Origin of the sequence: Dolichospermum sp. LEGE 00246, assembly GCF_015207865.1 — a bacterium.
GTDB classification, from domain to species: domain Bacteria; phylum Cyanobacteriota; class Cyanobacteriia; order Cyanobacteriales; family Nostocaceae; genus Dolichospermum; species Dolichospermum heterosporum.
On sequence record NZ_JADEWA010000347.1, the window covers coordinates 1 to 5,849 of the forward strand.

Genomic DNA, 5,849 nt, shown 5'->3' on the forward strand with positions numbered 1-5,849 from the left:
AAAAAACTCTTCCCCATTACCAATTACCAATTACCAATTACCAATTACCTACAATATATTTCCCAGTCCAAAGCCGCAGCCACTTCGGCAAGTTTTTCCAAATCTCTAGGATTTTCTAGGTAGGGAACACAACCTAAAATGGGAATATTTGTTAATGATCGAATTAAATCTGGTGGCGTTAAATCAGCAATTTCTTCCTCGGTGCGAGGTTGGGTACAATTAAGAATAATCCCCCGCAGATTGATTTTAGTTTGCCTAGCTAATGCTACATTAGCCACAGCACTAGCGATCGCCCCCAATCTCACCGGCACAACCAAAATAGTTTTCAATCGCCATTCACCCGCCAAATCAGCCACAGTCAACTCATTGGTAACTGGTGAACCTAAACCCCCCAAAGATTCCACCAACACAAAATCACGCTGTTTTTGTAAAGATAACAAAGTTCGCCAAGCGATCGCCAAATCAACTTGACGATTTTCCTTAGCAGCCGCAATAGGAGGTGCTAAAGGTGCTTGAAAATACAAAGGAGTAATTGCCTCCAGCGATTGTTCCAAATTAAACAGACTTTGGTACAATTCCCTATCACCCACCCCCGATTGAATTGGCTTCATAATCCCCAAACTGCGCTGAGGATAATATTTTTGCCAATAAGCCGCTAAAGCTGCTGTCACAACAGTTTTGCCAGCATCCGTATCAGTTCCCGTAATCAGTAAAGTATTCAACAACGTTTTCTGCTAAAAATGACAACTTAATTTGCTTCTTTTCCTAATTTAACGTTAATTGGTCCCATTAAACCCTGGTGTTGACGTTGGCGTTGGTGTTGCCGTTGGCGTTGGTGTTACCGTTGGTGTTGGTGTTACCGTTGGCGTTGCCGTTGGTGTTACCGTTGGTGTTGCCGTTACCGTTGGTGTTGCCGTTGGTGTTGGTGTTACCGTTGGCGTTGCCGTTGGTGTTGGTGTTACCGTTGGCGTTGGTGTTGCCGTTGGCGTTGGTGTTACCGTTGGTGTTGGCATTTCTAAAGCCACATCCAAACTATAATTAACCTCTGCCACACCCCCGGACAAACCTAATTGAATAATATATTTGCCATCATTCGCTAATATTCCCTCATAAGATGTAGATTGTTGATCTTGAGTATTCACGACTTCACCATCAGCAGTTAAAATCGTCAGAATAATACCACTGTTCTCATTTACAGATACAACTAACTTTTCCCCAATCTTACCTTGCAAACTATATTGAACTAATTCATTTTCCCGCAGTGTTCCCTCAACTTTCGCCATATTAGACCTGTCTAATTTCAGCCGTTGGCGATTAATCACAGGTTCGCTATTAGTCGGTGTTGGAGTTGGTGTTAATGTGATCCCACTAGGAATAACTGGAGAAGGAAAAGATTGTGGCGTTGTCATCGTTTCTGCCGATGAACGAGGCTTATTTTTAAGTGAACTTACTAGAGTCCAAGAACCAAAACCTGCTAAAATAATTACAACAAAGCCGATACCCCCCAACGCCCAACCATTATCCAAAATAGAGCTACTTTGCCCAGAATCTACTGAAGGTTGCGGCCTTTCAGATGCTTTCGATATAGGTTCAGGACGGTGACCAATAGCAATAGTTTGTAAAGAAGATAAATTAGCTGGAGGTTGACTACTATAGCCTATGTTCAGCAGTGCCTGAGTAACATCAGCCGCACTTTGATAGCGTTCCCCAGGTAGATAACTCAACATTCGCTGTAAAACCTGAGCAAATTCTGGTTTCACCGTTGCCCATTTTTGCCAATTCCAGGTTAGTTGCTGCTCATCAAATAAATCTGCGGGTTCTTTCCCAGTCAATAAAACTATAGAAGTCACAGCTAACGCATACAAATCACTACTAGGATATGCCCTGCCCGTCTGCATTTGTTCGCTAGGCGCATAACCCAACTTACCTACAGTTGTTACTGATGTAGCACTTGATGATTGTAATTTTGTGGCTAACTCCTTAACCACTCCAAAATCAATTAACACAGGCAGAAAATCATTTTCCCGTAAAATTATATTTTCTGGGGATATATCTCGATGAATAATTCCCTGACCGTGAATATAACTAAGAACAGGTAATAAAGTTCTCAATAAATGCAGTACATCTGCTTCAGTGAAGGGTTTTCCCTGGTCTTGACGTTCTTTAAGTAAATTGCGGTATGTCTTACCAGCTACAAAATCTTGTACCAAAAATAACTTTTCATTTTGGGCAAATTTTTCTCGAAATTTGGGGATTTGTGAATGTTCAATTTGATACAAGATTGCAGCTTCTCGTTCAAATAACTCCTGTGCCTTTTGCCCATGAGATGTTTCTGTGATTGGGGCAATTAATTCTTTCAGAACACAAAGTTCATTAAAGCGTCTTTGGTCTTCTGCTAGATAGGTTCTACCAAATCCCCCCTGTCCAATAATGTGAATTATGTGGTAACGATTTTGTAGGATAGTACCAACTGTAATCGGTGATTGCATGATCTATTAATTGAATATAATAGCAACTGAGCTAGAACTTAGTAAAAGCATCATCCATCCGCAACGTGACACAAGATGTCTCAATTGTAGCTTCCGTAATTTTCCTCAGTCACACCGCCTGCAAGGAAGTGTATACTAGTAGTCTGTCAACCCGAAAATGACGGGTGAAGTCAAGCAGGGGGAGAAGAGAGGCACGGGGGGCAGGGGAGGGAAGAACAGAAGTTTTTTCCGATCATTACCCGTCAAAATAAGTTTGACGAACTACCAGAAATAAGTCTTGCATTATTCTATTCTTACGATCTGCCTTGAGTCAGGATGTGTTCAATATGGTAGCGTTTTTATACAGGTTGATTACCTTTCCTGTCAATTGAGATGATAACATCAAATATAATCAACTTATCACCGGGGTATAAATCCCCTCTTACAGCTTTCATCCCCGGCTGACAAAACATTGATACCTGAAAATTCCCAAAATTTTCAGGTATCAATTCCGGGGTTTTGAACCTATCTTCTTATAAATCAAGCGGTTTAGTTCACGGCAAATTTTTCCAGGACTGGGGATTTATTAAAATTAATATTTAATCTTCAGTTAACTGGGTTATTAATGGGTAATAAGTATCATAAAATAATTATTTGCACGTTTGGTGCTATTTAATCATAGGTGTTGTAACACCCCAGAGTCAACTGGAAAGATCAATATTTGTTTACTCAATTTCGGCTAGGTTTGCTCAATCTCTGATGATATTTCTATGAATGCACTTCGAGGATCTGCTGTGCTAAGTTCTGCCACTTTACCAGTTCAGTCAATAGCAACGGGACTACCTGACAATAATCGTCTGCGGCTTTTTTCCGGTTCTGCCAATATAGCACTGTCGCAAGAAGTCGCTCGTTATCTAGGTATGGACTTGGGACCAATGATTCGCAAAAGATTTGCGGACGGAGAACTTTATGTTCAAATCCAAGAATCAATTCGGGGTTGTGATGTCTATTTAATCCAGCCCAGTTGTCAACCCGTCAATGATCATTTGATGGAATTACTGATTATGATTGATGCCTGTCGTCGAGCATCTGCACGCCAGATTACAGCAGTAATTCCTTACTATGGTTATGCTCGCGCTGACAGAAAAACAGCCGGCAGAGAGTCAATTACTGCGAAGTTAGTTGCTAATTTGATTACTGAAGCAGGTGCTAACCGCGTTCTAGCGATGGATTTGCACGCAGCCCAAATTCAAGGCTATTTCGATATCCCCTTTGATCATGTCTATGGTTCACCAGTTATCCTAGATTATCTCATTAGCAAAGGATTACAGGATATTGTGGTTGTTTCTCCTGACGTGGGTGGGGTAGCACGGGCTAGGGCGTTTGCGAAAAAATTGAATGATGCACCATTGGCAATTATTGATAAACGTCGTCAGGCTCATAATGTCGCCGAGGTTTTAAATGTGATTGGTGATGTGAGAGGCAAAACTGCCATATTGGTGGATGACATGATTGATACTGGCGGTACGATTGCGGCGGGGGCTAAGTTACTACGTCAAGAAGGTGCAAGTCAGGTATATGCCTGTGCTACTCATGCTGTATTTTCCCCACCGGCAATTGAGCGATTGTCTAGCGGGGTCTTTGAGGAAGTTATAGTCACTAATACTATTCCCATCCCAGAGGCTAATCAGTTTCCGCAATTGGTGACGCTTTCTGTTGCTAATCTACTAGGAGAAGCAATTTGGCGGATTCATGAGGATAGCTCACTCAGTAGTTTATTCCGTTAATCAACCAATAACTATCATCCTAAAGGATGAAATATACAGCAGAAGTCAGGAGTTAGGAGTCAGGAGGAAGAAGGAGTAAAGGCATGAGTGGTGTTTGAGTTTTGATTTTAACTTTGTACCTCCTGCAACCTGCAATTTACTGTGAATAATGAAGGATGAAAGTTTTCGTTCTTCATTTTTTGTATGCAGCTAATATTTCTAATTCGGAAACTACTCTTTCTAATTCTTCTACTAAAGGAGTAAGTTGATTTTTCTGGAAAGCATCTGCCAGGGAACGATAATACCAAAGTGTGCCTGCTTTGCCACCTTGAAAACGTTCCCAAACTGCATCACCAATCATCCGATAATCTTTGAGAATTGAACGGACGTTATGGAGTTTGTCAGCGGCGGAAACTAGCAATACTTCTGGGGAAGCGGTGGCAATATGGGCAATATAGGCTTGTTTCCGGGGTTTCCAAGGGGGTTTAGGTGTGGTGTCTGTGTCTGTACAACCATCAACTATGGCGGTGACATCATCCCCAAACCGCCGACGAATTTCTGCTCTGGTGGCTGCTCCGCCTTGGTCTTCTATGGCATCATGTAGTAGGGCTGCGATCGCTTCATCTTCATTAGCACCATATTCTAAGGCTATGCTGGCTACTCCCAGTAAATGGGTAATATAGGGAATATCCCCAGCTTTGCGTTTTTGCGTGGCATGAAGTTCGTGGGCGTAGGTAAGCGCTTGGGTAAATCTTTCTGATAGCATTTTTAGTTAAATAGGTATACTCAAAACGGCTTGATTGTTTGATTCTAAACGTAGGGGTAAAGCAAAATCTCATTGGTGTCAACTTAAGTTAAAAATGGCTTATCTGTTTGCTTCCACACCCGCCCGGAAATGAATTTCCGGGCTAATAGCGAAAGTAAACTAAAGTTTACTCAAAAATTTCCGGGTTATTTAGTCATCTTCAGATGACTTCTGCTATTAGACTGGGAATTCATTCCCAGGCGGGCTACAGGTTTCACGTTAAGTTGACACCATTAAGCACTGCTAAACCCCTACACATCTGGGTTCTTTGTCATTTGGCAAAAGTTTAAATCTCACCCGTGTTTAGTATATTTCGGCGTTATTGTTAATTAACTGAAATTACACACTTCCAATCTCAAGAGAATAGCAGATAATTCATAACCACCACGCCATTCATACCATAGTCGAGGAAGATGTCCTTCTACTGCATTTTCACTAAAGTTTATTTCCGAATAATAACACCATTCTCTAGTAGTCCAACCAGCAAATAAAATTTGATGATTTCTCGTTGATCTCCATCCTACATATTCTCCAAATAGTACCCAATTTTCTTCATTAAATACTCCAGCTTTCCCACCTAATTTTTCCCATATTCTTTTCTGGATGCTAAAACCAAAACGCCCTTTACTATATTTTACCCACAGTTTATCTATCGTTTGTAAGGCTTGACAAGGAAAATTTTTAATATCTTCTGCCATGAAATATCCTTGTTCTTGTAAACCCATTATTTCTAATATCTTATACTTTGTCCATTCATCAGCACTTTGCCATTTTTTGTTAATAAGCAATTCCTCTAGCTTACTATAATTA

5 protein-coding genes are annotated in these 5,849 nt (G+C 41.0%); 1 reads left to right on the forward strand and 4 read right to left on the reverse strand.

The genetic code is table 11. The features are described from left to right. Positions 1-44: 44 nt before the first annotated feature. Together bioD and IQ228_RS19295 are read right to left on the reverse strand one after the other, a co-directional pair. Positions 45-722 (reverse strand): dethiobiotin synthase, encoded by a 678-nt coding sequence (gene bioD, locus IQ228_RS19290; RefSeq protein ID WP_027403841.1) that lies wholly within the window; start codon positions 720-722, stop codon positions 45-47. Positions 723-776: 54 nt separating this feature from the next. Then, positions 777-2,489 carry a serine/threonine-protein kinase gene (locus tag IQ228_RS19295; RefSeq protein WP_193963984.1) on the reverse strand — a complete coding sequence of 571 codons (1,713 nt, stop codon included), beginning with the start codon at positions 2,487-2,489 and terminating at the stop codon, positions 777-779. Between the two features lie 749 nt (positions 2,490-3,238). Between IQ228_RS19295 and IQ228_RS19300 the strand changes: the two genes are divergently transcribed. Then, positions 3,239-4,255, forward strand: coding sequence for a ribose-phosphate pyrophosphokinase (locus tag IQ228_RS19300; RefSeq protein WP_027403843.1), 1,017 nt, complete (start codon positions 3,239-3,241; stop codon positions 4,253-4,255). 172 nt (positions 4,256-4,427) lie between these two features. Here IQ228_RS19300 and IQ228_RS19305 read toward each other — a convergent pair whose 3' ends face one another. Both IQ228_RS19305 and IQ228_RS19310 read right to left on the reverse strand, forming a co-directional pair. Next, entirely contained in the window at positions 4,428-5,000 is a 573-nt protein-coding gene (locus tag IQ228_RS19305; RefSeq protein ID WP_027403844.1) for an HD domain-containing protein, read from the reverse strand. A gap of 368 nt (positions 5,001-5,368) precedes the next feature. Further along, a partial coding sequence (locus IQ228_RS19310; RefSeq protein ID WP_193963986.1) for a GUN4 domain-containing protein occupies positions 5,369-5,849 on the reverse strand: 481 nt, incomplete at its 5' end.